Here is a 25,889-nt window from a genome sequence, read left to right on the forward strand (position 1 = left end):
GCACCGATGCACTTCCCGCGCTGACAGCCTGATCCCTATCGCCGAAGGATCGCTACACCACTTCCGGGGACTTGACCCAGTTCGCCATGGATCGCCTGACCGCGCTAGCTCAGGCTGAAGGCCTGCGACACCGCGCGCAGGTCGAGATCCTGTTCGTATGCGTCCACAACTCCGGGCGCTCACAGATCGCGGCGGCCCTCGCCCGCACGTTCGGCGGTGCCGCCGTCCGGGTGAGAACCGCGGGCTCCACCCCAGCGCCACGCATCAATCACCGGGTCGCGGAGGCTCTTCGCCGCCGGGACCTGCCGTTGCTCCGCGAGTTCCCCAAGCCGCTGACGGACGAGATCGTGCGCGCTTCGGACGTCATCGTGACGATGGGCTGCGGTGACGCCTGTCCGATCCTGCCTGGTCGCCAGTACCTGGATTGGGATGTGCCCGATCCCGCCAGTCTCAGCGACCCTGAGATCGATGAGATCATCGATCACCTTGAACAGCGCGTACGGGACCTCCTGAGAACACTCGTCACCCCGAGCTGATTTCACAGCCCTCGACTCCGCATCCGTCAAGCCGGTAGCCGATCCCTCGCACGGTACTGACCGATACGGGGACGCCGGCCTCAGCAAGGCGCACGCGCAGGCGTCGGATCAGAGTGCGGGTGGAGGCGAGCGTGGTACCGCGATCAGGCCACACCACAGCACTGAGCTCGAGGGGGGTCAGGCCGCGTCCGCAACGCTGCGCCAACAGCCACATGGCGGCGAACTCGTTGGTGCTGAGCTCTATACGGCGCCCTCTATAGTGGGCGCTGAGCGCAGTCGCATCCAGGCTGAGGTCGCCGACCTGGAAGAGCGCATCGGCTTGGTGACGGTTGGTGATGTGCCGCAGCGCTGTGAGTAGGGGATCCAGGCGGTAGGGGCGCTCGAGCAGCGGGCTGAGCCCCGCGACAATTGCGGTGGCGAAGTCCTGCGGGTCATCTGTTCGTGCCATCGCCAGCGCGACGGGCAGCTCGAACCTCTCCCGCGCGACGTCGATGAGCCGGACTGCCTGTGCACCCCATGCCGACGAGCTGATCACGAGCAGGGAGGGGGGCCGGGTGGCCACCTCGACTATGGCGTTGAAGGCATCGTGGTGCACGCTGACGCCGACTCCGAGGCCCCGCAGTTCCCCGATTAGCGGCGCGGCGGCATCCAGGCCGGGGTCAAAGAACGAGATGGTGCGCTCTCCGCCGTCGTGGGCTGCTTCCGCGCTCCAAGGCAGGGGTCGTCGCGCCTCAGCGCTGCGGCTGATAGAAGAAGTCGACATGGGTCATCCGAACCGGCCGCTGATGTAGTCCTCGGTGCGGGAGTTTGCGGGATTCCCGAAAATTCTGGAGGTCTTGTCGTACTCGACCAGAACTCCCGTCCGATCACCCGTGATCTCATTGACCCCGGCGGTGAAGAATGCTGTGCGATCCGCGACGCGGGCTGCCTGCTGCATGTTGTGGGTGACGATCACGATCGTGTAGTCCGCGCGCAGCTGCAGCATGAGCTCCTCGATGCGCAACGTCGCCACCGGATCCAGTGCCGAGCATGGTTCGTCCATCAAGATCACGTCCGGTGAGACCGCGATCGTGCGAGCGATGCAGAGCCGCTGCTGCTGGCCTCCGGAGAGCCCGTACGCGTTCTGCTTCAGCTTGTCCTTGACCTCGTCCCACAGTGCCGCGTCCCGTAGTGCCTGCTCGACGTGGTCGTCCATCGAGTCGACTTTCATGCCCGTCACACGCGGGCCGTAGGCGATATTGTCGTAGATCGACTTCGGGAACGGATTGGGCTTTTGGTAGACCATGCCGATTCGTCGTCGGACCTCGATCGCATCCGCATCGGGGGCGTACATGTCCTGTCCCCAGTAGCGCACTGATCCTTCGACACGGGCGGAGTCGACCAGATCGTTCATCCGGTTCAGGCACCGCAGCAGCGTCGACTTCCCGCAGCCCGAGGGTCCGATGAGCGCCGTGATCTCGTTGTGGCCAAACGCCAGGGACACGTCCGTCACCGCTTTGAAGTCCCCGTAGTAGACGCTGAGGTCCTCGCATTCGATGACCGGGTCCGGCACATCGGGCACCTCGGTGTGGGTCCGAATCTCCGGCCGGGTGCTCAAGGGCGTGGCCGACCGTGCCGGGGAGGGGACGGAAATCGCGGCGGCGTGTGGATGAGTTGTCATCAGTTCAGCTCCAGAGAGATTGGGTCACCAGCGACGCTGGTAGCGGTTGCGGATAGCGATGGCGAGTCCGTTCATCGCCAGCAGGATGACCAGCAGCACGATCGAGGCAGCGGCAGCGAGCTCGTGGAACTCGGCCTGGGGGTTTCCTGTCCAGCCGAAGATCTGGATCGGCATGGTGGTGAACCCGCTGAGCAGCCCATTGGGATCGAACGAGATGAAGACCAGCCCCCCGAGCAGGAGCAGCGGGGCGGCCTCTCCGAGTGCCCGGGACAGTGCGAGGATCGTGCCGGTGGCGATCCCCGGGATGGCGGCCGGCAGCGTCGTGCGCCAGACCGTCTGCACGTCTGTCGCTCCCAGGGCGAGGGATCCCTGGCGCATCTCCCGGGGTACCGCGCGCAATGCTTCGCGGGTGGAGATGATGATGACCGGAAGGATCAGCAGGGCAAGGGCCAGTGCGCCACCGATGACGATGTTCTTGTTGGACACGCCCATCAGTGCCAGGGTGCTCAGGGCGAGCATGCCGTAGATGATGGACGGGATCGCGGCGAGGTTTTGCACGAGCACCTCGACGTATCGGTTGACCTTGCTGTGTCGATTGGCAAACTCCTCGAGATGCACGGCGGCTGCGACACCCAAGGGAATCGCGAGGGCCGCGGTGGCGCCGATGACCCAGGCCGATCCGATGATCGCTGGCCTCGCCCCGGCTTCAGCTGGCCGTGAGGAGGGATACTCCGTGAAAAGCCGCGTATCGAGGCGGGTGGCTCCGGTGCGGATGGTGTCGAGGATCAGCACGACCAGAGTGATCAGGGCGACCAGCAGACTGATCCACAGGAACACCAGGAATCCGAGAGAACGCAGTTTCCCCCACATCGAGCGGACACCGCCGGTCGACGTGAGCGTTCTGGAGGCGCCCTTGCGCGCCGCCGCGACGGTGGATGTCATCAGTACTCCTGGCGGAATCGGCGGACGATCTGAACGCTGATCATGTTGACGATCATGGTCAGCACGAACAGGAGGAGTCCCACAGCGAACAGGGTGTTGTATTCCAGGGATCCCACGCGCGAGTCGCCCAGTGCTGCGCGGGCGATGAAGCCGGTCATGGTCGAGCCCTCCATCGTCGGGTCGGTGACCATCTGGGCTCTGGACCCGGCGGCTATCGCGACGATCATCGTTTCTCCGATGGCGCGGGAGATACCCAGAACGATGGCGGCGATGATTCCGGACAGCGCGGCTGGGAACACGACGCGCAGACTGGTCTGCATCCGATTGGCTGCCAGCGCAGCCGATCCCTGACGCATCGCCTGCGGGACTGCGGTCATGGCGTCCTCGGACAGCGAGGCGATGGTCGGGATGATCATCACGCCCATGACCATGCCCGCCGCGAGGACAGAGAACGTCGAGACGTTCAGCCCGAGCAGGCTCTGGAGGACATTGGGGGTGACGAAGTTGATCGCGAAGAAGCCGAAGACGACGGTGGGAATCCCTGCCAGCACTTCGAGCACGGGCTTGATGATCTTCCGTACTCGTGGTCGGGCATACTCGGCGAGGTAGATCGCGGCGCCGAGCCCGAACGGGACGGCAACCGCCAGAGCGATCAGCGTGGTCCACGCCGTCGCGGTCACCAGCGGCAGCACCCCGAAGGTCGCATCCGCGAAGGTCGGCGCCCATCGGGTACCGAAGAGGAACTCGGTGACCGGTACCTCAGCGAAGAACTCCAGCGCAGGAACCAGGAGCGAGATCGCGATTCCGAGGGTGATCACGATCGACAGCCAGGCACTCAGCCGCAGTGCTACCTTGACGACCCGTTCGCCGTGATGAGGCTTCCCGCGGGTGATCGAACGGGCCCGGGGGTCGCCCGGCGGCAGGCTCGACCGAAGAGGTGAGCCTGCCGCGGGGGTGCGTGTATCGGTCATCATCAGCCCGCCAGGGACTCCAGTGACTCCTGGGCAGTGGTCTGCTGCTCATCGGTCAGGGGGATGAACAGGGCTTCCTCGGCGATCGGCGCCTGGTTCTCGAGGTAGTAGTCCACGAAGTTCTGCAGGGCCGCGTTCTCGGTGTACTTCGCGTTGTTGACGTAGATGTACAGGGGACGGCCCAGGGGCGAGTAAGACCCGTCCTGGACGGTCTCCGTGGACGGCGTGATGCAGCCCTCGCCACTGTCGACCGGCACGAGCTTGACCGCCTCGGCGTTCTCCTCGGCGTAGGACAGTCCGAAGAATCCAATGCCGCCCTTGCTTCCGGCAACGCCCTGCACCGTGAGGTTGTCGTCCTCGGACGGTGAGTAGTCCGTGCGGATCGCGCCCTCTTCGCCGTTGATGGCCTCGGTGAAGTAGTCGAACGTGCCCGAGTCGGTGCCGGCGCCGTACAAAGCCAGCGGCTCATCAGGGAACGACGGGTCGACGTCCTGCCACGACGTCACAGTCCCCTCCGACTCCGGGCCCCAGATGGTCGCGAGCTGCTCAGTGGTCACGCACTCCAGCCAGTCATTCTCCGGGTTCACAACCACCGACAGCCCGTCGTTGGCGATGACGATCTCGGTGTACTCCACCCCGGCTTCTGCGCAGGCGGCTGCCTCCTCGTCCGAAATGGGACGAGAGGCATCGGAGATGTCGGTCTCGCCCGCGCAGAACCGCTGGAAACCTCCCCCGGTGCCGGACGTCGCGACCGTGACGTTCACGCCCGGCTCGACATCCCGGTAGAGCGTGGCTGCTGCCGAGCTGAGCGGCTCGACCGTCGAGGAACCATCGATCACGACATCACCGGAAAGCCCCCCTTCACCGGTCTCGGAGGCCTGCTGACCGCCGCACGCGGCAAGGACGAGGATCATTCCAGCGCTAGCAGCACCGAGCAGTGCTCGACGAGGAACAGCGAACATGCGAGTCTCCCAAGAGTGGATGCGCGGCGACCCCGGGTGAGTCACCGACAACTCTACATATAGAGCCGCATCTATATGAACTGTAGGTGAACGGAGGGCCCATCTGGCGTGACATCTTCATCACAAGCCGGTCCGGGCCCGAGAGAGCATCCATCCGCCACACCCACATCGCTTCGAGCCCAAGACACCCTTGACGGACAGCAGAGTACCGTGACACATTGATCACTGTCGATCTAACCTCGGGCTTTCATCGTTGAGGTGTCCGAGGGGCGGGTCGTAATGGGTGAAGGTGCTCCTGAGCTGGAAGAATAGGGCTTGTCTAGAGTCCAGTTCATTGCAGTCCAAGGAGCACCTTCAGGGTGAATACTACCGGGTTGTATCCACGTCCTCGTGTTGATGTCGCGCCGGTGCCCGCCGTCGGTCAAGCCGGCGGGATCCTGCTGACGCAGACGCTGCGGGCGACGGGCCTGGCTAACGAGCTGTCCAGAGCGCTGGCGCCGTGGAGGAAGCAGTTCTCGCGGCATGATCCGGGGAAGATCCTCACCGATCTTGCGCTCATGCTCGCGGTCGGCGGGGATTGCCTGGCTGACGTCGCGACGCTGCGGGCGGAACCAGATGTGTATGGGCCCGTGGCCTCAGACCCAACGATCTCCCGCCTGCTCACCGCCCTCGCGGCCGACGTCGACACGGTCGAGAACGCGATCAGCACGGCCCGCCGGAAAGCCCGCAAGAACGCCTGGGTGGTGTCAAAGCGTGGAAGCAACATGGGGTTCGCCGGCAAGTAGTCGGGCGAAGGATTCTGTCGGGGTCAGGAAGCCGAGTCGGCGTCGGGGTCGGTTGTTGATCTCTTCGGCGATGGTGGTGAGGTAGGGCTGGTGGTCGGGGATCGCGGTGCCCTTGGGGAGGTACTCCCGGTAGAGCCGGTTGGTGTTCTCGTTGGACGGTCGCTGCCACGGGGAGTGGGGGTCGGCGAAGTAGACGGGCATGTCTGTGGCCAGGGTGACCTTCGCGTGTTGCGCCATCTCGGTGCCCTGGTCCCAGGCCAGCGAGGCCTGCATCATCCTGGGCAGCTCGGTGAAGTAGTCGATGACCGCGTCCGCGGTGCCCTCGGCTTGTTTGGAGGGCAGGGCGAGCAGGCCGGTGAATCCGCTCATCCGCTCTACCAGGGTCGCGGCGCACGAGGTCCCGTTCTTCCCGATGATCAGGTCGCCCTCCCAGTGTCCCGGCACCCGCCGCTTCGCTGCGTCCTCGCCTCGTTCCGCGATCGGGACCATCCCCACGATCGGTCCGCCCCGGGTCCGGCCGGTGGTGCGGGGCCGGCGCTTGGTCCGTTTGGACTGCAGGAAGATCCCGCGCCCCGCGAGTTCTCCGCGGGGGATCGCGTAGATGTACTGGTAGATCGCTTCTCCGCTGACGGTGCGGCCCTGAGCGTCGGGAGAGTTCGCCATGCGTTCAACGGTCGGGTCTGCGGCCTCCAGACGCAAGCGGCCCGCGATCTCGTTCGGCGTCCACGACGCCGCGAGGTCGGCGTTCACTCGGGCCTCGAGCACCGGATCCTTCGCCACTTTCCTGACCTGTGGGCGCGAGCGCTGACGCTGCGCTTTCACGTCAGCGGTCACGGCTTGATAGCCACGGGTTTTCGTCGAGTTCCGTCGCATCTCTCTGGAGACCACTGACGGGCATCTATCCAGGTGAGAAGCGATTCGACGGATTCCCCACCCGGCCTTCGATCCCGTCGAGATCTCCATCCGCTCCGTGAACGTGAGCCGCCGCCGCACCATCCCAGGCCTCCTCGCCTCGAGCCCCCACCGACCGGGAGTGTTGCTACGACGCTATGACACCATCCTGGGCCCTGGCCGGGAACCACGCCCCCAATGCGAACGCAACGGCGAAGAATCCACTGGTCATCGACCTGGACGCATCACTGGTGACGTCTCACAGCGAGAAGGAGTTCGCACGGCCCACGTTCAAGAAGGGCTTCGGATTCCATCCGCTGCTGGCGTTCGTCGACCACGGCACCGGCGGGAGCGGGGAGATGCTGACCTGCCTCCTGCGCCCCGGTAACGCCGGTTCGAACACCGCAGCGGACCACAAGAGAGTGATCGCCGATGCGCTGGCTCAGGTGGGGATGGGTTCGCGGCCGGGGCGGAAGGTGCTGGTCCGGATCGATGGTGCCGGTGGCACGAAGAAGACGTTGCAGGAGCTGGTAAAGCGGCGGGTCTCGTACTCGGTCGGGTTCACCCTGCCCGCGAACACACCGGAGCTGTTCCGCTTGATCCCGAAGGACGTGTGGGAGCCTGCCTACAACTCCGACGGCGAGGTCCGGGAAGGTGCGGACGTTGCTGAACTGACCGGACTGCTCGATCTCGACGAAGACTGGCCGGAGGGGATGCGCGTCATCGTCCGTCGCGAGCGACCCCATCCTGGGGCGCAGCTGCGGTTCGATGATGTCGAGGGATACCGGCTCACCGCGTTCGCGACGAACACCATGAAGGGTCAGCTCGCGGACCTCGAGGTTCGACATCGTCGGCGTGCTCGTTGCGAGGATCGGATCCGGGTCGCGAAGGACATGGGCCTGCGGAACCTGCCCCTGACCTCCTTTGCGCAGAACCGGATCTGGTGCCAGATCGTGGCGTTGGCCAGCGAGATCACCGCCTGGATGGGGCTGCTCGGCTACGCCGACCAGCCCGCTCGGCGGTGGGAGCCCAAACGCGTGCGCCACCGCTTGTTCCAGATCCCCGCGGCTATCGCTCGGCATGCCCGGCAGCGGGTCCTGCATCTCTCGGACCGGTCACTCTGGGCCGGGATCGTCCTGGCAGGCCACGCCCGCCTCGCCCAGCTTCCCGACCCGGCCGGATAGCTTCCGGCCCGTCGTTGACCGCACTCCTTGAGGATCTCTGGAACTGGACACCCCGACCACCGCGACCGACACGCGGCGGAGCGTCACACCCTCATGCCAGAATCAACGCACGTACACCGGCAACGCCGCCGGACACCGCCGCTCAGCAGCACCGTGAAAGATCGAGGCTAAGGGGTTGTGGAAATGAACTGCTGGGAGCACTCGAAGTCGAGACCTGGGGTTGAGCCCGCGGTCGCGGTATGTGTCCACTGCGGGGCGGCCCTGTGCACAGAGCACGCTTCCGTGTGCGAGCAGAAAGAGACGCGATCAAACGGGCCTGGCGCTCCATCGCAACTTTCGAACACGCGACGAATCTGCTGCAACATGTGCAGTCACCGCTCCCGAGTCGATCAAGACGCGGATGCTCTAGCAACCTGCTGACCACCGCCGGAGGCCCGCATCATCGGCCTCGACGGCGCCAGCCTCCAGCGCCTGGAACGCCTCTCCGGTCAGCTCGGCGACGGCCACTGAGTCGGACCACACCGCTCCCTGCGGGCGGGTGACGCCATCGTGGCTACCGGTCCCGGCCGCCAGGTGGCGGATTCAGCCCCAGTGCGGCATCGACGCTAAGCATTCCCGGTCCACAGTCATGCCTGTTCATGATTCTCAGATCGAATACCAGCGTGAATCTTCCGCACATTGCTGAACCCCGTCGGGTCGATGGAGAGAGTCCAGGACGGAGCAGCAAGCAGAGTCAGTGAAGATCACTTCGTTGAGGATCGCGCTATTCAGTCCAGCACTATGCACATGGAGATCGCTGCCTGGATGGGGCGGCGGACGGATCTGACGTTCACGAGGTCGCTCCAGGAGTCGGGGTGCCCCTCCTTGCAGATCCTCAGCGCCCCGGTCGGGTCACCCGGCATGGTGATGTGCGGGGACGGGGGCGCAGCCAGTGCGCATAACGTTGATCATGTGCACTAGCGGGATCCCATCCCTTCCATCGCGGGACGGTCACCCATGAGCGGCGCCGAGGACCCGTCGCTGGCACCGTCCGCTCGTCGCTGTATCCGGGGGCGCGATTGCACGGGCGCTGCGCGCTGCGCCGCCGGCCGTGCAGGCGGATCACCGGCTGCGAAACACCACGAAACGCTGAACTGAGTAGCTCACGACGAACAGCACCAGGTCGGTCACCGTTTTCGCCGCCAGCAGGGGCATCCCGCGATCATCCAGAGCCTCCATGAGCAAGACTCCTGCCGCGAGGGTCATGATGGCCAGGACCGCGTAGCGCACGGCCGCCAGCATCAGGTGTGACGAGCGGGCCCCGGTGAACACGAACGCCCTGTTCAGAAGAAAATTCCCGGAGGCACTGAGCGCTCTGGCCGCACTGAGCGCCAGCCACAGCGGGGACCCGAGCTTGGCCAGCACCAAGAACACCGCGGTGTCGACGGCGAAGGCGAGCAGACCCGAGACCGAGAACGCGAGTACCGGCGCGAGCACGCGCAGGGAGTCCCGCACAGGCCGGAAGTGACTGGCGGCGTTCTGATCGAGGTACACGGTGGCGATCGGCACCTGGCGCATCCTGATGTTCTCGCGTCCTGCCCGTACGAGCATCGCGTACTCGTACTCGTACCGGTCGCCGGGGATCTCCGTGGCCCAGGCCAGGAGCTCCGAGGGCACCCCGCGCAGACCGGTCTGGGTGTCTCTGAGCGTGGTACCGGCAGCGAGGCGAAGAACCCACGAGCTCGCCAGGTTTCCCAGGCGCGAGCGGAGCGGGACGTCGTGGTCGAAGCTGCGTACGCCGAGCACGATCTCGTGATCCGGTGTGTGGCGGGCGCCGTCCTCCGCGGCGGTGCCGTCCAGTACGTCGCGGACCTGGCCGATGTCCGCGGGCGTGTGCTGGCCGTCGGCGTCGGCCGTGACGACGCCGCAGCCGGGGTGGGTGTGGCGCACGCGGAGGAGACCGGCGCGCAGCGCGCCTCCCTTGCCCTCGTTGTCCTCGAGGTGCATCACGTCGGCGCCCCGATGCCGACAGCGGTCGAAGACGGCACCGTAGCGGGGGCCGGAGCCGTCGTCGACGACGAGCACGTCGATGTCACGGTCGACCAGACCGGCGACCAGGGTCACGAGCTCGTGACCGGGTTCGAGCGCCGGGATCAGCACGACGGCGCGTGAGGACCCGACGGACGCGTGGGGGGCGTCGAGCACGGAGGCGGAGGAGGTGGTGGTGACTCCCCGGGGGTGGATGGTGGCCATCGCGTTCAACCGGCCACGTAAAGGATGTCGGAGGTTGCGCGCTCCCCGCGGTTCGAGGGCTGGGTGATGATCTCGCCGTCGAAGATCATCACGCTCGAGCCGCCGCCATCGAGGTTGTAGCCGGTGGTGCAGCCCAGATCTGCGAGGATCTCCCCGAGTTCGGTGAGCCCAACACCGCGGGAGTAGCCTTCGGAGCGGCCGTCGACGACGAGCAGGACCAGATGGTCGTCCCCGATCACACCGATCGCGGTGCGCGGTTGCTCGCCCTGGATGGAGTGGTTGCCGACGTTGGTGTCGATCTCGACGCCCTCGATTCCGGTGGGCACGGAGCCGTCCACGAGCACGGCCGGGCCGAAGCTGAGGGTGTTCCAGGCACCGTCGTCCAGGAGCTCCTCGGCATTGGTGCTGGTCTCGTCGTAGACCTCGATGCGGCCGTCGCGATAGAAGACCAGGCCGTCGCGGGCGGGCTCGTCGCGGTAGATCACGCCGTTGCGGATCACGATGCCGTTGTCGCGGAAGCCGTAGTAGTCGCCGTTGATCGCCAGCACGGCGTCGTGGCGGCCAGCGATCACGCTCGGCTCCTCGGTGATGTTCTGCCCGACCTCGTCCTGGGCGAAGGCGGCGCGCAGCACGGTGGCATCGGTGATCTCGACGACGGCGGCGTACCAGGCAAGAGCCTCTGAGCCAGTGCCCGTCGCGGTCGAGATGAGGGTGAGGGTGGTGGTCGAGGAGGTGTACCCCGTACTGGAGTAGCTTCCATCGGTGGCGAGGACGGCCGTGGTGGCCGCGCCGGCGGTGGACTCGGCCGCGGAGACGTCAGAGACCTGCACCTTCTCTCGGAGGAAGCGGTCATAGGCCCAGGTGGCGGAGACTCCGCTACCAGCGAGCAGCGCAGCGCCGGTGCCCAGCAGAACTCGTCGACGGATGAACCGCTCGCCGGGTCCTTCGGGCGGGGTGGGTCCGGGGGACGGCTCCCCTGGCGAAGCAGGGTCTCCAGTGGGGGCGCTCTGAGTGCTCATGCTTGGAAGAGTCCGGGCTCGAGCTGTGCTTGAGCATTGGCATGGCTATGGGGCGACTATGTGAACCGGCAGGGCTACGGGGTGACGGCCGGCGCGTCGGGACATACATCTGCCACAGGGCAGACATAGCAGTTCCATAGGTACGCCCGGGAACCTCGATGTCACATCACACATCGAGGAGCAACCCTATGTCCGTCATCGCCCTGTACGCCCTGGATCTCGCCGCCGCCGCGGTCCTGACATTCGGCATCTACTGGCCACGCCATCATCGTCGTGACCTCGTCGTCGCCTTTCTGGGAATCAACGTCGGCGTGCTCGCCGTGTCCGCCCTTCTGTCCACCTCGGCCGTGAGCGCCGGGATCGGATTGGGCCTGTTCGGCGTGCTCTCGATCATCCGACTGCGTTCCGACGAACTCGCCCAGCACGAGATCGCCTACTACTTCGCCTTCCTCGCCCTGGGTCTCGTGGGCGGGCTCTCGGTCACGCCTACCGCAGTGGCGGCCGGGTTCATGGCGCTGATCGTCGTGACCATGGTGGTCGTGGACCATCCCGCCCTGCTGAGTCGTCACCGCCGCCAGCTGGTCGTCGTGGACCGTGCGATCGCCGACGAGCAGGAGCTCCGCACCCATCTCGAGCGGATGCTCACAGCGCAGATCACGGCACTGATCGTCCAGCGTCTGGACACGGTCAGCGACACCACCACCGTGGACGTCCGCTTCCGCGTCCCCCGCAGCGCAGCCCGCGCCACGACCCCGATGCTCAGCGCGGTGAGTGGCGAGGAGCGTTTCCGCACCCCGGGCGAGCACCGCATCGCCCCGGACGGTGCGAGCGCGGTCGCCTCGAGCACCGCGAGCCGCGGGGCCGACGCCGGGATCGCGGCGGTGTCCCGATGACCGCCCTCAGCGCGCTGCCCGCCGTCGGACTCGAGGAGATCTCCGAGCGCGCCGGCCGCATGACCCGGGTGGACCGCAAGTACCTGGTCCCGCGCGCCACCGCCCACCGTCTGCTCGACGGACTGGCGGACCGAGTGCGGGTGCTGACCATCTCCGGATGCCACACATTCCAGTACCGCTCCACCTACTACGACACCGCCGACCTCTCGGCCTTCCAGGCCGCCGCGACCGCACGCCGACGCCGCGCGAAAGTGCGCAGCCGTGAGTACCTCGACACCGGCACGGCATTTCTCGAGGTGAAGACCCCGACCGGGCGCGGCGAGTCGTCCAAGCAACGCATCCCACTCTCACCAGGTGCGGCCGACGGCCCCATGGACGAGGTATCTGTCGCCTTCGTGGCACACACGCTCGAGTCGGCGGGTATCCCTGTCCCGACGATGCCGCTCACCCCCGTCCTGACCACCCGCTATGACCGCAGCACCCTGCTGATCGACGACGAGGACAGTCGGCTGACGATCGATGCCGGCCTCCTGTGGTCGATCCCGGGAACGAATCGTCCCGTCGACAGCAGGCGTCATGCCGCCGAGCTCCCCTCGACCTCGCGAGCACTGAACGGGCTCGTGGTCCTCGAGACCAAGGCCGGCACCCGCCCGTGCACCGCAGACCGTCTGCTGTGGGCCGACGGGCACCGTCCCGTGCGCCTGTCGAAGTACGCGACGGGCCTGGTCCTGCTGGATCCGCGCCTGCCCCACCACCGCTGGCATCGCACCCTGCAGGCCTTGCGCACGGCACTCTGACCCGCTGCCCACCACAGAACCCACCAATCACCCGCTAAACACCCGCTCGGCCCTGGCCGTGAGAGGAACCCATCATCATGAGCACCCACCGCACCCCCACCGATCCCACCCGGCACCCCGGACGCACCCGGGGTGGCATCCGCCGCACTATGGCCGCCGTCGCGGTCGGCGCCGCGGCCCTCGCCCTGGCCGCCTGTGGCCCAGAGACTGCGATCACCGCCTCCCAGTCGAGCAGCGCGGCCTCGACGACGACGAGCAGCACCACGTCCACGGCAAGCAGCCCGATGCTCTCGAGCCTCGACCTGACCTCGCTGGATACTCACTTCGACGAGGACGATCTGACCTGGGAGGTGGCCGAGGAGCAGAGCATCACCCTGGCCGACGAGGGGTCCTCCTCGGACTCCGATGACGTCACGGTCGACGACTCCACGATCACCATCACTCAGGCCGGCGTCTACCGGGTCTCGGGATCACTCACCGACGGCCGGCTCGTCGTCGCAGCCCCGGATGACCAGACCGTCACGATCATCCTCGACAACGCCTCGATCACGAGCAGCACCGGCCCGGCCCTCTCCGTGACCAGCGCCGACGAGACCATGCTGTACCTGGAAGAGGGCTCCTCGAACACGGTCCAGGACGGCTCGGACTACGAGGTCGCCGACGACGTGACGCCGGTCGCCGCGATCGCCTCAGCCTCCGATCTCACGATCGCCGGCTCCGGTGCGCTCAGCGTCATCGGCACCATGAACGACGGCATCTCGAGCAACGACGGCCTGGTCATTGCGGGTGGCGACCTCACGGTGACCGCGGCTGACGACGCGCTCCGCGGCAAGGACTACGTGGACATCACCGGCGGGACCTTCGACATCACCAGCGGCGGTGATGCGATCAAGTCCGACAACTACGAGGACGAGGACCGCGGCTGGGTTCTGATCACTGCAGGCACGTTCACCATCGATGCGGGAGACGATGGCATCGACGCCGAGCAGGCCATCGAGATGATCGACGGCACGTTCACTATCGAGAAGTCGACCGAGGGCCTCGAGGCCGCGAACGTCATGATCGGTGGCGGCACCGTCGACATCACGGCTTCTGACGACGGGATCAATGCCACCGCTGCGACCACTGCGGAGGAGGCCGCCACCGCAGAGGAGGCGACCGCCGAAACCACGGACGCCCGCCAGCAGGGCCCGGGAGGCGGCGGTGAGGAGGATGATGGCTCATGGCTGTCGATCTCGGGTGGAACCGTCACCATCGAGGCCGACGTCGACGGTCTCGACTCCAACGGCTCCACCTCGCTGACCGGCGGCACCATCACGATCACGAGCGCGGACAACGGTGGCGACTCCCCCGTCGACTCCAACGGCGAGGTCACCTTCGACGGTGTGACCCTCACCGCGAACGGCACCGAGATCACCTCGGCCGACGACCTCGCCTCCGAGATGGGTGCAGGCCCGGGAGGCGGGCAGATGGGCACGCCTCCCGACCGGCAGCAGCCGGACTCCAGCTCTTCCACCGGGTCCACCTCGGACTCCACGGCGACCTGATCGCTGCGACGTCGTCCCGCAGTGGCCCCTTCCGGGGCGAGCCGGGCTTGACGGGGCTGCACGCGGCGCTTTCCGAGACCCGACGGGAGGGAAGGTCGCCGTGCCGGCTGACAGAGGCCTGCTCCACCCCGTCAACAACGCGCTCTCGCGCAGCGGTGCGGTGACGCTGTGCTCAGTGGCCGTTGGTCGAGGCCGTCAGGGCGAGGGAGGGGCGAGCGGCAAGTGAACAGCGAATGTCGTCGTCTGCCCCGGGGTGCTCTGCACGTCGATGCGTCCGCCGTGTGCGGTGATGATCGCGTGGGAGATGGCGAGGCCGAGCCCGGCACCGCCTCCCCCGTCGGCCTCGTCCGCGAGCTCCTCACCGCTCTCCGGGGCATCAACGCGGGCGCGGGAGCGGGATTCGTCTCCGCGGGTGAAGCGTTCGAAGAGTCGCTCGCGCAGTCCCTCGGGGATGCCGGGACCATCATCGGCCACCCGGACGATCGCGGATCCCCCGTCGACATTCTTGTCGAGCGACGCGGTGACGGTCGATCCTGCGGGCGTGTGCGCACGGGCGTTGCCGAGGAGGTTCGTCAGGACCTGGCGCAGCCGGTCCTCGTCCCCGGTCACCTCGACAGGTTCTTCGACCTCGAGCACCCACCGGTGGTCAGGTGCCGCGGCATGGGCGTCGCTGATGGCGTCGATCAGCAGCACGGCGAGGTCGACGGGCTCCTGTCGCAGGGGCTGACCGGCATCGAGCCGGGCGAGCAGAAGAAGATTCTCGACCAGAGAGGTCATGCGCACCGCTTCGGAGGAGATGCGAGTGAAGGAACGCTGCTGTGTCTGGGTCATGGGCGCCCCCTCGGCCTGGGACAGCTGGGCATACCCCTGGATCGAGGCCAAGGGCGTGCGCAGCTCGTGACTGGCATCGGCGACGAAGCGTCGCAGCCGGTCCTCCGCTGCCTGCCGCTTGGTCAGTGCATCCTCGATGTGGTCGAGCAGGGAGTTCAGAGCCCCGCCCACCTGGCCGACCTCGGTGGCGGGGTCCGTGTCGACGGTGTCAACCCGGTCCGGCAGGACGACCTCACCGCTGGCCAGCTCCCGCTCGGAGACCCGCTGAGCGGTGTGGGCGAGACGTCGCAGCGGGCGCAGGCTCTGCGTGATCACGAGGATCAGACCTCCGACCAGCAACAGCAGCACTCCGCCCATGACACCGCCGAGAATCGCAGCGGTGGTGCGGGTGCTCTCCGTGACGTCGGCCAGGGAGCGACCGGAGACCACCGTGCCATCCGCGCCGCGTTCCACGGCGACGCGGAAACGCCCCAGCTCACCCTCGAGGTCGACGCTGACGGGCCGGCGTTCAGGCAGGCTGTCAGCGGTGAGCTCGGCGATCTGCGCGTCGGTGAGGACGGAGGCGGTCCCGTCGTCACCGATCACCGATGCCTCGACCACGGCACCCTGGGCATCGAGGACGAGAGTGAGCGCGCCGATCCGCGGGGCCGGCCCGCCCTCCGAGACCGCTCCCGCCGGGGACTCCTGCGTGTCGTCCGGTGAGTCGCTGGCATCTTCGGGTCGGGGGCCGCCGCGGGGATGGACGACCAGATCGAGGCCGACGAGAACCTCCTCGTCGAGACGTTGCAGGGCCGAGGCACGGACCGCGAGCAGCGTCGTTGTCCCCATGATCAGGAACGCGACCGCGACGAGGACGCTCACACCGATCACAAGGCGCCGGCGGAGCGAGAGCGAACGGCCCCTCATGCAGGCCGGATCGTGTAGCCGACGCCGCGGACGGTGTGGATCATCGGCTCGCCGACGGTGTCGACCTTCTTGCGCAGGTAGGAGATGTACAGCTCGACGACGCTCGACTTCCCGCCGAAGTCGTAGCTCCACACCCGATCCAGGATCTGCCCCTTGGAGAGCACGCGCCGCGGGTTCCGCATGAGGTAGCGAAGCAGCTCGAACTCCTTCGCGGTCAGCGAGAGCGAAATGCCGGCACGCGTGACCTCGTAGGCTTCCTCATCAAGGATGAGGTCACCGACGACGAGACGAGTCTCGCTTTGCGCTGCTGTCGCGACGTGGCGGCGGACCATACCGCGCAACCGGGCGATGACCTCCTCGAGGATGAAGGGCTTGGTGACGTAGTCGTCGCCGCCGGCGGAGATCCCGGCGATGCGGTCCTCCACGGCGTCCTTCGCGGTGAGGAACAAGACGGGCGTGTCGACGTGAGCGGCACGGAGACGGGTGAGGACCTCCATCCCATCGATGCCGGGCATCATCACGTCCAGCACGATGACGTCAGGCTCCGACTCCCGGATCGCGGTGAGGGCCTCCTGCCCGTTCGCAGCGGTCCAGACTTCCCATCCCTCATGTCGCAGAGCCATACGCAGCAGGTCACTGAGGTAGACCTCGTCGTCCGCGACGACGGCGCGCACGGGCGACCCGTCGGGGCGAGTCATCATCGGGGGCCGACTGCCAGGTGTCATGGTGCTCATCTCATCCGTCCTCCAAGGCGTGTCGTGTCGACTGGCAGACACTCACCGATATGGAGAAGCTACCGCGCTATTCGTGAGCGAGCGATAGCCCCGCCGCTCTCATAGCGAACTCATAGAAAGCACCGAGAAGCGCCATAGACCCCAGCCCTACCGTTCTTCTGGTCCCCACCGGCCCAGAGCGGTCGCCGGGACCGGCCGGACCGCTTCCGGCACCGGCCGTCATCCAGACCAGGGAGAAAACTGATGACAAGGAAATCTGCACCCTCGGGCGACGCTGACCGACCCACGTTCGAGGGCCGCCCGCTGGACCGGCCGACGGAGGACATCGAGGACCAGGGCCTCGCCTTCGACATCGCCACCGTCGTCACCCGCCGCCGCACGCTCGGGGTGCTCGGCGCCGGCGCAGCTGCCGCGGTCCTCGCAGCCTGCGCACGCGGCACGTCCGCGAGCACCGGCACCTCTGATGCGGGCGGGGCCACGGCATCTGACGGAGGCGGCGCGATCAACGCCACGAGCTCCGGCGCTGAGATGCCGACCGAGACCGCGGGCCCGTACCCCGGTGACGGCTCCAACGGCGCCGACGTTCTGGAGATCAGCGGCGTGGAGCGCAGCGACATCCGCTCGAGCATCGACGGCGGAGCGACCGCCGAGGGCGTGGACCTCACCCTCACGATGGACATCATCGATCTCGTCGAGGACGGGGCGGCGATGACCGGTGCCGCGGTGTACGTCTGGCACTGCGATGCCCAGGGCGGCTATTCGATGTACGGCGATGGCCTGACCGAGGAGACCTACCTTCGCGGCGTGCAGGTCGTCGGCGAGGACGGCACCGTCACCTTCACCACCACCTTCCCGGGCTGCTACTCCGGACGCTGGCCGCACATCCATTTCGAGGTGTTCCCCGACCTCGCCTCCCTCACGGACGCGACCAACGCGGTACTGACCTCGCAGATCGCTCTGCCGGAGGAAGCGTGCGCCGCGGTGTACGCGCGCTCGGAATACTCCGGTTCAGCAGAGAACATGGCCGAGATCTCGCTCGAGAGCGACGGCATCTTCTCGGACGGCGCCGACATGCAGATGGCCACGATGACCGGAGACGTCGACGCCGGGTACACGGCCACGATCGACGTGCCGATCGACACGAGCACCGAAGAAGAGGCCGGCGGCGGACAGGGCAGCCCCGGCGGGGACGGGCAACCGCCAGAAGGAGCACCCCGCGGACAAGCGCCGACGGAAGAGACCACGACAGACACGGATTCAGCTGGGACGTGAGCACGTCCTGCTGCCCAAGAGACTCGACACGTTCCCAACATTGTGACGAGCAGACCTTCTCGAGCGCTGAAGCGCCCTGGGTTTCGTTCCGAGTCTCAGCAAGGAGAATCGGCGCCACCTCGATACCCTCACGCGGTCGTCCACTCTCGCACTGCCACGCTCGAGCACTGGCGGACACCGATTCGGGGCTGGCACTCTCCGGGTGAGAGTGCTAATCTGTTCGCAGTTGAGTCGAAGGGACTCAAGGTTGGTAGGCCACCATTCCAGGCGGTGGCCGCGATAGGAAGGAGACACCATGGCTACCTACGACCCGTTCCGTGAGATGGAGCGTCTCGCGAGCAACTTCCTCGACACCGGGCGACGGGGCCCTCGGCAGATGCCGATGGACCTATATCGCGCTGGCGATCACTACGTTCTCTCCGCTGACCTGCCGGGCATCGATCCCGGGTCCGTCGATGTCGATGTCGATGGACAGCTGCTGACCATTCGCGCCGAGCGGACCCTCGCGACCGATGAACAGGCGCAGTGGATCACTCGCGAGCGCACGGGAGGAACCTTCCTGCGCCAGCTCAGCCTCGGACAGGGACTGGACACCGAGCACATCTCCGCGAGCTACCACAACGGTGTGCTCAGCGTGACGATCCCGATCAGCGAGAAGGCCAAGCCCCGCAAGATCGAGATCACCACGCAGAACGCTCCCCAGCAGATCGAGTCCCCGGCGAGCTGATCACTCGACCGCTTTCCTCGAAGGCCCCCGGCTCCCCGCGAAGCCGGGGGCCTTCGGGCGGATAGGAGGTCTTCGGGAGGGGGGCGTCACCCGCTGTCCGCGGAGTTGAGTCCCGCAGAGTGGTGCAGCGCGGCGGCCCCGTGGTCGTCCGGGACAATCGCTGCACCACTTCCAGGGACGTGACCCGCGGACTGTCCCGAAGCCTGAGCCCGGCACCACTATCCGCGCGTGAGCAACCGAATTCCGTCGAGAATCGCCTCGTGCACTCGGGCATCACCCAGCGGCAGGAAGTGCCCACGCGTTCCCAGCTGCACGTTGTGCGCTCCTTCCAGATGGCTGCCGCCCGGGATGTGCGGGTCGAAACGGCCGTAGATGGAGACGATGTCCTGATCCACGTGTCGGCTGGCAGTCAGCTCGGCCAGCTCGGGGGAATGCGGCAGGAAGACGCGGAGGGCTGGTAGTGGCAACAAGCGGGCCAGGGAGGAACCTTCGAAGGGCGTGTTGACGGCCACGAGCCCCTGGATAGCGCCGGCCGCATTATGCCGGGAGAGCAGCAGCTTGCCGATCAACCCGCCCTTGCTGTGGGCCACCAGCACGCAGCGACTGATGCCTTCCCGGTGGATATATCCGTCCACCAGGCTCGCCATGTCTTCGATGCTGCCGCCGTTGTACCCCAAGTCGACCACGGCACGCACGTCATAGCTCTGTTCCCGCAGCACATCGGCCACCGGACGCATGAAGGACCAGGTCTCATAGATTCCGGGCAGCAGAACGATCACGGGTTTGTCCGGATCGGACTGGCGATACGACTGCGGGTCGGGCTGGCGGACCAGCGCGGCGATCTGCCAGCGGAGGGCGTAGGTGTAGTCGCGGGCCCAGGCGTCGAGATTCGTACCTGCCTCGGCGAGCATCCCAGTCAGGCGACTCAGCCGGCCCCGGGAAAGCCCGATGAGGTGTCGCATCCGGCCGGTCACGCGCTCGGGAAGGTCGCCCGCGGACCGGGACGGTGGCCGTTGACGGTGGTGAGGAACGGTGCACAGGCTGCGGCGAGATCGTGTGGCCGATTGTGCTGGACGTTGTGGGGGCCGCCGGGGATCTCCAGCAGAGCGGCGTCCGGGGCCAGGCGCACTAACAGGCGCACCCACTCGGCGGACGCGATCGGATCCCGTGCCCCGCGGACCACCAGTCCGGGAACGGCGCAGCGCAGGATGGTCTCCTCGGTGCGGTCGGCGATCATGTGCCGGGCGGTGCGCAGGTATCGCAGCGGGCCCATCCGCAGGTAGTTTCGGAGCACCACGGCGTTGCTGGTGGGCGACTCGATCAGGGTGTCCTGCAACAGCCGCATGGCCTGGGCGGGCAGGCTGCGCCCGGCAGGGTCCACGGTGGGACCGATCAACATATAGCCGGCGCACAACCCCGGATGGCCGGCGATGGCGTCCACGACGATCTGGCAGCCCATGGAATGACCCACGACGACGGGTGCATCCAGTCCCAGAGCCTCGACCACCCCCGCGACCACTTCACCCAGCTCTGGGACGGTGAGCGCACGGGCCGGCTTGGGCGTCCTGCCGTAGCCCGGCAGGTCCAGGGCGTACACGTCATGCGTGGCTGCGAGCACGTCGGCGTACGGCAGGAAGTACTCTCCCGACATCCCGATCCCATGCACCAGCACGATCGGCGGGCGCTCCAGGGCGTAGGTCCCGTGCACGTCCACGGCATGGCGACCGATGTGCATACGCCGTCGGTGGAGCCCCGCGCCGGGCTTCTTCTGGGCCACCTTCGTCTCTTTCCACAACGTCATGAACCGCAGCAATGAGGACTGCACCGAGGTTACCGTCCTCCATGACGCTCACCTGTTGGCCGCAGGAGGAATCGATCTCCTCGAGACTCATGGAGTGACCCACCACGTCTCCCTTCGCCGGCGAGGTCATCCAGCGGAGCTGCTCAGCCGCACGTGAAGAACCACCGTGCGCCTCACCCCGATCGTACTGACAACGCACGAGAACGTCAGCCAGTCGAGAGGGAAGGCCGCACCGATAGGTGACCGCGCAGCCGTCTACCTCTCCCAGGCGAACCTGCCGGGAAAAGGCTCTACCCGCTCGTGAGCGACGTCGCCGCGGTGGAATCCTTCTATGCCCTGCAACCCGACCGAACGGCATGTTATCCCCTCGATCGCTTTACCTGGCGGCGGTCTCGGGTGAAGATCACAGCCCCTGGGCAAGGAGGCTGGTACATGTCTGCTCGCAATATCGTCGACGGCGTCCACCTGATACAGCAGGCCAACGTCAAGAGCTGGCTTATCGAGGGTGGTGGCGGGCTCACTCTCGCTCGCCCAGGAGAACGGGCCTCCCTGACCCCGGGCCAAGACTGCATCCACAGCGTTAATCCACTGACGAGAAGTGTCCGCTCCAATCCCACGGAAGGAGCCCATCATGCGTAGCCGACTAGAAGACGACCTTGATAGCTGTAGGCCTCTCATCCTGTTCTTGGGCGATGAACGCGACGACGAGGACCATGACGTACTCTTTCCCAAAATCCGGGAGAGTGGCGTCTCTGTCGTGCGTGTCCACCCCATCGACCTGATGATCAGCTTGAAGCCGAGCGGTCCCCGCTTCACCGTCGATGGGCGTCCGGTCCGACCGAAGCTGGTTGTCGGCTGGGTCCTCGACGAGTTGCTGTGGCCGGGAATGATCCAGCTCGACGTTTTCGAAAGAGCCGGTATTCCCGTCATCAATGACACGATGACTCTGTTCCGCACCGCGAACAAGCTGCTCGACAGCTCACAGCTCAACACGGGCGGCCTCCTGCGATACCCGGTGCTATCCGGCTACGACCGCACGGCGCTGGATCCCGGGTTCGCTCCCGACGGGACCACTGTCGTCAAACCACTGCGTGGATTCGGCGGTCGGGGCATCGAACGTCTGGAGAGCACGTCCGACTACGAAATGTTTCGACGCATGGATACCTCCCTCGACTCTGCGTACTATGCGATGCCCTGGGTGGAGAACCCCGGTCGGGACATACGCGTCTATACGGTCAACCACCACCCGGTTTTCGCGATGTACCGATATGCACCGCCCGGTTCCTGGATCACCAACGTCACCGCCGGCGGCAGGATCGCAATGTGCCCTCTCACGGCGGAACTCTCCGACCTCGCTTCGCGCGCATCACGAGCTGCGAACACGCTCATCGGGGGAGTCGACATCGGCGAAGATGTGGAAACCGGCGGGTACGTCATCTATGAGGTCAACTCGTGCCCCACCTGTGAGCCTCCAGTATTGGAGATGGTCGCCGACTTCCTGACCGAGGCGGTCACCGACTACGAAGCAGCCCGGGCGACCTGGGAGCCGAGCCACGTATATACCACTCTGGATCGAGACCCGAAGCTCTTCCACCCCAGCAAGAGACATCTCATCCAACCGGCAGACTGATCCTCTCAGGGCTGCCCGATGAAGAGAGACCAGCGCTCCGGAACCGAAGGCCATGATGCCGGCGGCGGGCCTGCGAGCAGTCCTGCACGGAGTCAGGACTGACCGTGCACCAGTCCTGGTTCTCGATCAGTAGGGCGGAAGCGGCGGGTTCTTCAGCCGCTCGAGCGCCCGGCGTTTAGCGTCGAGCTCTTCCTGGTAGCGGGTCCAGGAGTCCATGAGCTCACGCGTCATATAGGGACTCGCGAGATCCTCGTTGTCGCGGACGATCACGTGCACTCGATCCTGGATCGACCAGGCTGTCCGTCCCGGCAGGCCGGGGGTGCACGGTAATCGGGTCGGGTCGATCAGTCCGGCGGTCTTCGCGCGGTGGTGCTGCCAGCACAGGAGGTGCAGGTTCTCGATCTCGGTGAGGCCGCCGCGCTCCGGATCTCCGTGGTTGTACTCCTCGATGTGATCCGCCTCGGAAGCCCAAGAGGTGGGGCGCGCGCATCCGGGGACCGCGCAGGTGGTGTTCCGAAGACGCAGATGTTCGAGCATGGCACGGGTCGGCGTGTAGACCTCCGCAGGCAGCGGCAGGAATGCGCCACTGCACGGATCGGTGAGCACCCGGTACCAGGTGTCGCTCTGCCCGGCCAGCTCACGAGCCATCGTCGCGGGGATCGGGATCGTCCCCTCCAGCAGTCCGGGTTCCTGGGAACCGCCGAGCATGGTCATGACGGGAACGGTGATGTTGAGCCGGAAGCGGGGCTTCGGGACCTGGACTCCGTCGGTGGTGAAGGCGGCGCCGCCCAGCAGGTCGTACTGGATGAGAGCGAGGGAAGCGGTCATCGCCGTTTCGGCGACCGTGCCGCGCGGGTCCACCGGCGGGGCCTCCCCCGCCTCCAGGGCGTGGCTCTGGGCGGATTGGACGGCGCGAGCGGCGGCATCGAGCCGCTGAGCGAGGGCAAGGATCTCCGGAGCCGGGCCGATCACCCGCAGGCATCCGATCCCGTCGTCCCGGGTGGGCAGCAGTTCCACTCGGCGCCGACCCTCGGGCGTGAGGTGCGCCGGGGTCTCCTGCTGGGATTCCAGCCGGCTGAGCAGTCGGGAGAGCCGCTGATGGAACTGCTCGGTGGTGAGGGTGGCGGGCCAGAGCGAAGCGGCGCTGTCCACGTGCTCCATCTGGCGTGGGGTGAGGTGGCGGGTGCGGCGCAGGATGCGATCGAACCAGGCCGCGGGGAACTCGCCGCTTCCCAGGCGGATCAGCGTGCGCGGGAGCTGGGTGACTGCGATGTGGGAGTCATGGACGATGCGGTCCGCGACGGTCCGGGTGCAGCGCAGAGCCAGAGCGACGGAGAGGAGCTCGGCCTCTGCGACGTCTTCGTCGTAGTCATCGTTCTCGATGTCATGGAACGACGGCGCGAGTGCGATGAACCGTGCGGCCAGGCGGTGGCTCTCCTCGATCGAAGCCGCGTGGACGGGCCGCAGATGCTCCGGGAGCACGGGGGCGGCCGGAGTGGGATCCGGCCGTGCGGGAGTCCCGTCAGTCCCGTCCTCATCGAACGGCACATTCGCGCTCTCATGGAGATCACCCATTGCACACACCTCCCCCGTCGGGATTTACTGCGGAATGCTCACCAGAGGGAAGGCTCATGAACGGTCGGCAGATCAACACTTCGTCGTATCGCTATTTTATCGACACCGGGCGTGAGTACAAGCCCCAGGGTCAAATCTGTGGATATTGTGGATAAGCAGATGATGGGGAGGAACGGTGTCGCTGATTTCTGTGGATAAGTCACCACTGTGGAGGAGCAGTCACGCTCTGTGCTGTGGAAACGGAGCCACTGTGGAGGAACGGTCGGACGCGTGCACGGGCTACCGGGGTGAATGCAGAAGCTCGGAACTAATGCACTTGGAACCCACCAAAAAGCCCCGTCGCATTCTGGCGCAATCGTCGAGTTGATACAGGACCCCCTCAGCAAAGCCGTCCGGACGGTAACACAGGTCGGTGCGGAATCTCGCCAGAGCAGAAGTTCGCATTTTCGATGAGTACGCCGCTATTCTCGGCGCATGAGAAATGCCCGCGACCGAAGCCGCCCCTCTCTCAGGACATTGCTCATCACCCCCTACGCCGCCGCGACCGCGACGTTGAGGGCCTCCCATGCGATGCGCTCGCTCGCACTGCTGACCGGGGTCAATGCGCTGGGCAACGGGCTCTTCGCGACGGTCAGCATCCTCTTCTACACCCAGCAGCTCGGCTTCTCGATCGGCGTCATCTCCAGTGCCCTGGTCCTCGCGACCGTGCTCGCGATCGGGGGCGATCTCGTGGCCGGGAAGTTCTCCGACACCGCGAGCCCGAAGCCGGTGCTCCTGGCCGGGCTCGTCCTCTCCGCGCTCGCCACCGCCCTGCTGCTGCTCGTCGGGAACCAGGCGAGCTTCGTGGTCGCGCTGTGCCTGATCAGCCTCGGGCAGGGGCTGTGCATGTCCTCGAACACCACCCTGATCCGGCGCCTCGCCCATGAGAATCCGGCCCTCGCCCGCGCCTCGCTCAGATCCCTGCTCACCCTCGGGATCTCAGCCGGCGCCCTGCTGGGTGGGCTGGTCCTGGCAAGTGGGGGCCTGACGGGATTCCGGATCGCGATCCTCGGCAATGCGCTCACCTTCGTCATCGCCGCCGTGCTGCTGCTGGGCATCACGGTGCCGCCTGCCCCACCCGGGGCTCCGGGGAGGTCGCGCCCGGTGCTCCCCGATCGGCGGTTCGCCGTGTTCTCGCTCGCCAACGGTGCGATCGGGATCTACCTGCACGTGCTGTCCTTCGCACTCCCCCTGTGGGCGGCGATCCATCATCCGGAGCTGATCTGGGTCGTCGGCCTCCTGGTCGCGTTAAATGCGCTGCTCACCGCCGCCTTTCAGGTGCCGGCCAGTGCAGGGATCGAGAGCATCAGCGCGGCGAGCCGACGGCTGGTCATCGGCGCCGCCTGTCTGGCGCTCTCCTACCTGTTCTTCCTCTCCGGCTGGTCGTCCTCACCGGGTGTGCTGGTGCTCGTGATGATCGTCTTTCTCGCGGCGCACACGGCCGGAGAGGTGCTGTACAGCGCCGGGACGATGGAGCTGCTGTTCCGGCTGGCGCCTGCGCAGCAGCAGGGTCAGTACGGCGCGTTCTACGGGATCAGCAACGGGCTGATGTCCTCCGTGGCGCCCGCGATGCTCGGTGCCGCGATCGCCCTGAGCGGCGGGTGGGGGTGGTGGCTGCTCGCCGGCGCGACGATCCTGCTGGCGCTCCTCATCCGCGCGGTGAGCAGAGGCGCCGTCCCTGACACGGTCGACGCGCAGCCGCTCCCAGTGTCTCCCGAAGTTCAGCGACCGAACAGGCGCGCGAGGAATCCGCTGGGTTGACCGGCGCTCCCGGACCCCGCCTCGGCGGCGGGGGTGGGGGCATCCTCGTGCCCGCGACAGCGGTCGGCGGGGGCGACCCCTGCCAAGGCGGTCTCGACATGCTGACTGCATCCGGCCCAGGTGGTCTTGCCGCACGTGCGGCAGGTGACGGCTCGGCACATGGCGAGTCCTCTCTTCGCGTCAGGCGGGTTCTG

Annotated in this window: 22 protein-coding genes and 2 pseudogenes; 11 read left to right on the forward strand and 13 right to left on the reverse strand. The window is 66.7% G+C overall.

All coding sequences use genetic code 11. The features are described 5' to 3' along the window. Nucleotides 1–86: 86 nt before the first annotated feature. Nucleotides 87–536, forward strand: coding sequence for an arsenate reductase ArsC (locus Q0937_RS14705; RefSeq protein ID WP_299305116.1), 450 nt, complete (start codon nucleotides 87–89; stop codon nucleotides 534–536). Here Q0937_RS14705 and Q0937_RS14710 read toward each other — a convergent pair. The 5 genes from Q0937_RS14710 to Q0937_RS14730 all read right to left on the reverse strand — a co-directional run bounded on the left by Q0937_RS14710 (nucleotide 523) and on the right by Q0937_RS14730 (nucleotide 5,071). After that, entirely contained in the window at nucleotides 523–1,299 is a 777-nt protein-coding gene (locus Q0937_RS14710; RefSeq protein ID WP_299305117.1) for a winged helix family transcriptional regulator, read from the reverse strand. The two genes, Q0937_RS14705 and Q0937_RS14710, sit on opposite strands and share 14 nt — an antisense overlap. A gap of 3 nt (nucleotides 1,300–1,302) precedes the next feature. Continuing rightward, the gene (pstB, locus tag Q0937_RS14715; protein WP_299305119.1) at nucleotides 1,303–2,196 is read right to left on the reverse strand and encodes a phosphate ABC transporter ATP-binding protein PstB; all 894 of its coding nucleotides are present in this window, start codon (nucleotides 2,194–2,196) and stop codon (nucleotides 1,303–1,305) included. Nucleotides 2,197–2,220: 24 nt separating this feature from the next. Further along, complete coding sequence (pstA, locus tag Q0937_RS14720; RefSeq protein WP_299305122.1) at nucleotides 2,221–3,138, reverse strand: phosphate ABC transporter permease PstA; 918 nt, start codon at nucleotides 3,136–3,138, stop codon at nucleotides 2,221–2,223. After that, nucleotides 3,138–3,956 (reverse strand): phosphate ABC transporter permease subunit PstC, encoded by an 819-nt coding sequence (gene pstC / locus Q0937_RS14725; RefSeq protein ID WP_299305124.1) that lies wholly within the window; start codon nucleotides 3,954–3,956, stop codon nucleotides 3,138–3,140. The genes pstA and pstC overlap by 1 nt, the downstream gene beginning before the upstream one ends. A gap of 155 nt (nucleotides 3,957–4,111) precedes the next feature. After that, complete coding sequence (locus tag Q0937_RS14730) at nucleotides 4,112–5,071, reverse strand: PstS family phosphate ABC transporter substrate-binding protein (protein WP_299305127.1); 960 nt, start codon at nucleotides 5,069–5,071, stop codon at nucleotides 4,112–4,114. 359 nt (nucleotides 5,072–5,430) lie between these two features. Here Q0937_RS14730 and Q0937_RS14735 point away from each other — a divergent pair. Next, nucleotides 5,431–5,748 (forward strand): annotated as a pseudogene (locus tag Q0937_RS14735) (transposase); the annotation flags it as partial. 69 nt (nucleotides 5,749–5,817) lie between these two features. On the opposite strand, the gene Q0937_RS14740 reads toward Q0937_RS14735, so the two are convergent. Beyond that, nucleotides 5,818–6,852, reverse strand: a complete 1,035-nt coding sequence (locus Q0937_RS14740; protein ID WP_299305130.1) for an IS30 family transposase — start codon at nucleotides 6,850–6,852, stop codon at nucleotides 5,818–5,820. Nucleotides 6,853–6,917: 65 nt separating this feature from the next. Between Q0937_RS14740 and Q0937_RS14745 the strand changes: the two are divergent. Beyond that, nucleotides 6,918–7,931, forward strand: a pseudogene (locus Q0937_RS14745) (IS1380 family transposase); the annotation flags it as partial. Nucleotides 7,932–8,114: 183 nt separating this feature from the next. Then, the gene (locus Q0937_RS18040; protein WP_363323240.1) at nucleotides 8,115–8,351 is read left to right on the forward strand and encodes a DUF2180 family protein; all 237 of its coding nucleotides are present in this window, start codon (nucleotides 8,115–8,117) and stop codon (nucleotides 8,349–8,351) included. A gap of 681 nt (nucleotides 8,352–9,032) precedes the next feature. Here the strand turns inward: Q0937_RS18040 and Q0937_RS14750 are convergent. Together Q0937_RS14750 and Q0937_RS14755 are read right to left on the reverse strand one after the other, a co-directional pair. Next, the gene (locus Q0937_RS14750; protein ID WP_299305133.1) at nucleotides 9,033–10,163 is read right to left on the reverse strand and encodes a bifunctional glycosyltransferase family 2/GtrA family protein; all 1,131 of its coding nucleotides are present in this window, start codon (nucleotides 10,161–10,163) and stop codon (nucleotides 9,033–9,035) included. A 5-nt stretch (nucleotides 10,164–10,168) separates the two neighbouring features. After that, a complete protein-coding gene (locus Q0937_RS14755) occupies nucleotides 10,169–11,182 on the reverse strand; it encodes a phosphodiester glycosidase family protein (protein WP_299305136.1) in 1,014 nt (337 codons plus the stop codon). A gap of 188 nt (nucleotides 11,183–11,370) precedes the next feature. Here Q0937_RS14755 and Q0937_RS14760 point away from each other — a divergent pair, with 188 nt between their 5' ends. The 3 genes from Q0937_RS14760 (at nucleotide 11,371) to Q0937_RS14770 (ending at nucleotide 14,419) form a co-directional block, all read left to right on the forward strand. Further along, nucleotides 11,371–12,075, forward strand: a complete 705-nt coding sequence (locus tag Q0937_RS14760; protein ID WP_299305139.1) for a DUF4956 domain-containing protein — start codon at nucleotides 11,371–11,373, stop codon at nucleotides 12,073–12,075. After that, nucleotides 12,072–12,872, forward strand: a complete 801-nt coding sequence (locus Q0937_RS14765; protein WP_299305142.1) for a polyphosphate polymerase domain-containing protein — start codon at nucleotides 12,072–12,074, stop codon at nucleotides 12,870–12,872. Before Q0937_RS14760 ends, Q0937_RS14765 begins: the two co-directional genes overlap by 4 nt. 77 nt (nucleotides 12,873–12,949) lie before the next feature. After that, nucleotides 12,950–14,419 (forward strand): carbohydrate-binding domain-containing protein, encoded by a 1,470-nt coding sequence (locus tag Q0937_RS14770; RefSeq protein ID WP_299305144.1) that lies wholly within the window; start codon nucleotides 12,950–12,952, stop codon nucleotides 14,417–14,419. Nucleotides 14,420–14,614: 195 nt separating this feature from the next. Here Q0937_RS14770 and Q0937_RS14775 read toward each other — a convergent pair whose 3' ends face one another. Further along, nucleotides 14,615–16,111, reverse strand: a complete 1,497-nt coding sequence (locus Q0937_RS14775; protein ID WP_299305147.1) for a cell wall metabolism sensor histidine kinase WalK — start codon at nucleotides 16,109–16,111, stop codon at nucleotides 14,615–14,617. A gap of 41 nt (nucleotides 16,112–16,152) precedes the next feature. Beyond that, entirely contained in the window at nucleotides 16,153–16,881 is a 729-nt protein-coding gene (locus Q0937_RS14780) for a response regulator transcription factor (RefSeq protein ID WP_299305469.1), read from the reverse strand. A gap of 252 nt (nucleotides 16,882–17,133) precedes the next feature. Here Q0937_RS14780 and Q0937_RS14785 point away from each other — a divergent pair, with 252 nt between their 5' ends. Together Q0937_RS14785 and Q0937_RS14790 are read left to right on the forward strand one after the other, a co-directional pair. Further along, entirely contained in the window at nucleotides 17,134–18,162 is a 1,029-nt protein-coding gene (locus Q0937_RS14785) for an intradiol ring-cleavage dioxygenase (protein ID WP_299305149.1), read from the forward strand. Between the two features lie 295 nt (nucleotides 18,163–18,457). Then, entirely contained in the window at nucleotides 18,458–18,889 is a 432-nt protein-coding gene (locus Q0937_RS14790) for an Hsp20/alpha crystallin family protein (RefSeq protein ID WP_299305152.1), read from the forward strand. Nucleotides 18,890–19,107: 218 nt separating this feature from the next. Here the strand turns inward: Q0937_RS14790 and Q0937_RS14795 are convergent, their stop codons facing one another. Beyond that, a complete protein-coding gene (locus tag Q0937_RS14795) occupies nucleotides 19,108–19,800 on the reverse strand; it encodes a triacylglycerol lipase (protein ID WP_299305154.1) in 693 nt (230 codons plus the stop codon). 59 nt (nucleotides 19,801–19,859) lie between these two features. After that, nucleotides 19,860–20,666, reverse strand: a complete 807-nt coding sequence (locus Q0937_RS14800; protein ID WP_299305157.1) for an alpha/beta fold hydrolase — start codon at nucleotides 20,664–20,666, stop codon at nucleotides 19,860–19,862. A 655-nt stretch (nucleotides 20,667–21,321) separates the two neighbouring features. On the opposite strand from Q0937_RS14800, the gene Q0937_RS14805 reads away from it, so the two are divergent. Further along, a complete protein-coding gene (locus Q0937_RS14805; protein ID WP_299305158.1) occupies nucleotides 21,322–22,320 on the forward strand; it encodes a RimK family alpha-L-glutamate ligase in 999 nt (332 codons plus the stop codon). A 126-nt stretch (nucleotides 22,321–22,446) separates the two neighbouring features. On the opposite strand, the gene Q0937_RS14810 is transcribed toward Q0937_RS14805, so the two are convergent. After that, entirely contained in the window at nucleotides 22,447–23,895 is a 1,449-nt protein-coding gene (locus tag Q0937_RS14810; protein WP_299305160.1) for an HNH endonuclease signature motif containing protein, read from the reverse strand. A 474-nt stretch (nucleotides 23,896–24,369) separates the two neighbouring features. On the opposite strand from Q0937_RS14810, the gene Q0937_RS14815 reads away from it, so the two are divergent. Continuing rightward, nucleotides 24,370–25,695: an MFS transporter gene (locus tag Q0937_RS14815; protein ID WP_299305163.1), complete on the forward strand. Its 1,326-nt coding sequence runs from the start codon at nucleotides 24,370–24,372 to the stop codon at nucleotides 25,693–25,695. Nucleotides 25,696–25,889: the final 194 nt, after the last annotated feature.

The sequence above is a fragment of the uncultured Brachybacterium sp. genome (assembly GCF_947500705.1).
GTDB lineage: Bacteria > Actinomycetota > Actinomycetes > Actinomycetales > Dermabacteraceae > Brachybacterium.